At 50.2% G+C, this 860-nt stretch carries 1 protein-coding gene and 1 pseudogene; both read right to left on the bottom strand.

What is annotated here, in order from left to right; all coding sequences use genetic code 11:
* Positions 1-671 (bottom strand): VirB6/TrbL-like conjugal transfer protein, CD1112 family (locus GPK90_RS17885; RefSeq protein ID WP_252197586.1); only part of this gene is annotated, 671 nt, incomplete at its 3' end.
* 19 nt (positions 672-690) lie between these two features.
* Positions 691-786 (bottom strand): annotated as a pseudogene (locus tag GPK90_RS19255) (Maff2 family mobile element protein); the annotation flags it as partial.
* Between the last annotated feature and the right edge of the window lie 74 nt (positions 787-860).

Below are 860 nucleotides of genomic sequence, written 5' to 3'. Positions count from 1 at the left end.
TACCGGCTTGCTAAAGCCGGGTTCCCAAAATGCCCGCACACCGCCTTTGGATGAAAAGCGGCGCTTCTGGACGCGCGGTAAATTTCTATCATTCTGCCGTAGAGGATAACGGTTATCAGTACGGACATGATTTTCATGCACAAGCTCACAAGGCTTGTTTCCATGACAAGTAAGAGCAGTTCGGGGATTTCCATAGCGTCAAGCCCGCTTTGCATGGAAGCAAGGGCGGCGGCAACATCAATCTCTGTGCTGCCGCCGATTACCCCCGCCGCGCCGGAAACAACGTGCTGCGCCATATCGAACACCGCCATAGTGATGTCAAAGGTGTGCGTCACAAGGTAGACTGCCACAAACGCCTTGAACACCCACTTGAAGAACATGGAAGTGTCAACGTCGTGCATATTGTTCTTTTCCGTTACCATGCTGATAAGCTCATAGCATAGGACGTAGGTAATGACAAGCCCCGCAATGGGTACGATTACATTCTCACTAAGCGTCTGTATCATGGAGAATATATTTGCGTTCCACCCTTGCGGGGTCTGCCCTACCTCTGCGGCGATAGTGCCGACTTTCTCGTTTACGTCCCCGAACATAGTTGACAGATTACCGTTTATGGCTCCTATGAGGATTTCCTTTATCCATTCGTTAATCGCGTCAAGTATGCTCTGCATAAGCCTTTACCCGCGCTTCTTAACCGAACAAGCCGGAAAGCAGCGGTACAAGGGTCATGCCGATAAGGGCAACGCCGCCGCCCGCCATAAGCTGCTTCATGCCCTGGCTTTTTGCTTATGTGTGATAAAGAAGTAATAGAAGTGTAAAAAATTTTGCCGTTCCTATCCGGCACATGAGGTATGTCGGAT

This window comes from Clostridium sp. MCC344 (assembly GCF_018785365.1).
Lineage (GTDB): Bacteria > Bacillota > Clostridia > Lachnospirales > Lachnospiraceae > Pilosibacter.
This window is presented reverse-complemented; position numbering and strand designations above follow the sequence as displayed.